The 1,322-nt window shown below is 64.4% G+C and carries 1 protein-coding gene; it reads left to right on the top strand.

Annotated elements, in window-relative coordinates; all coding sequences use genetic code 11:
* Nucleotides 1-95: 95 nt before the first annotated feature.
* The gene (locus tag LRH25_RS32570; RefSeq protein WP_141291987.1) at nucleotides 96-1,316 is read left to right on the top strand and encodes an ISL3 family transposase; all 1,221 of its coding nucleotides are present in this window, start codon (nucleotides 96-98) and stop codon (nucleotides 1,314-1,316) included.
* Nucleotides 1,317-1,322 lie beyond the last annotated feature (6 nt).

Raw genomic sequence — 1,322 nt, 5'->3', positions numbered from 1 at the left:
AGGTTCTTCGCCGATCTGAGTGAATCGCAGGGCGGGCACACGGTTGTCACTGCTACCTTGGTGGTACCAAGCATCAAGACGGCAGGAGGGCAACCGTGGCCCAGGCGCATCTTATGGCCCGGCTTTCAGGCTGGACCGGGTATGAGGTTGTTCAGGACTGGCAGGAACGCAGGGGCGAGCAGTCCTGGTGCGTGTTGCGGTTGCAAGCCATCGAGGGATGGCTGCGCCAATGCAGTCACTGTGGTGAGTCGACCCGGTCGGTTCATGATTGGCAGGAGCGGCGGATCCGCGATCTGCCGATCTTCGAGCACCGTGTCGAGCTGGTCGTGCCGCGTGTGCGCGTGTCCTGTCCGCGCTGTGGTCCGAAGCTGGAGCGGTTGAGCTGGCTGGCACCCTACGCCCGGGTGACACGGCGCTTGGGCGAGTCGGTGGCGCAGTTGTGCCGGGTGGCATCCGTGAGACACGTGGCCAGTTTCTTCGGCCTGGACTGGAAGACGGTCAAAGATCTGGACTTCGCCAGCCTTGAGCGTCAGCTCGGGCCACCCGATCTGGATGGGCTGGAGGTGATCGGCATGGACGAGTTCGCCATCCAGAAGGGCCACCGCTACGCCACCGTCATCGTCGAGCCCACGCGCAAGCGCGTGCTGTGGGTGGGGCGCGGTCGGGGACGGGCCGATGTGCGACCGTTCTTCGAGTTGCTCGGGGCGCAGCGTTGCAAGCGGCTGCGTGCGGCAGTCATGGACATGAATGCGGGCTACGAGTTGGAGGTCAAGCATCACTGCCCGCAGGCCGCCATCGTCTTTGACCTGTTCCATGTGGTGGCCAAGTACGGCCGCGAGGTGATCGACCGGGTACGCGTGGACCGTGCCAACGAGTTGCGCGCCGACAAGCCGGCTCGCCGCATCGTCAAGGGCGCGCGTTGGCTGCTGCTGAAGAACCGCGACTCACTGGCGCCGGGGCAGGACATCCAGCTCAAGGAACTGCTGGCCGCCAACCGTGCGCTGTTCGTCGTCCATGTGCTGCGCGATGCGCTCAAGGACCTCTGGCGCTATCGCCATCCCGGCTACGCCGAACGCGCCTGGAAGAGTTGGTACGCCAAGGCCAGGCGCAGCCGCATCGAGCCGCTCAAGCGCTTTGCCGCCAACCTCAAGCCCTACCTGCCAGGCATCCTGGCCCACTGCCGATTCCCTCTGGGCACCAACCTCATCGAGGGCATCAACAACAAGATCAAAGTCATCAAACGCATGGCCTACGGCTTCCGCGACGACGCCTATTTCTTCCTCAAAATCCGCGCCGCCTTCCCCGGAGTTGGGTGAAGAACC

Source organism: Ideonella azotifigens, assembly GCF_021043325.1.
In the GTDB taxonomy this organism is placed as follows: domain Bacteria; phylum Pseudomonadota; class Gammaproteobacteria; order Burkholderiales; family Burkholderiaceae_C; genus Ideonella; species Ideonella azotifigens.
The sequence above is the reverse complement of the archived record's forward strand: the minus strand, read 5'-3'. Positions and strand labels throughout refer to the sequence as shown.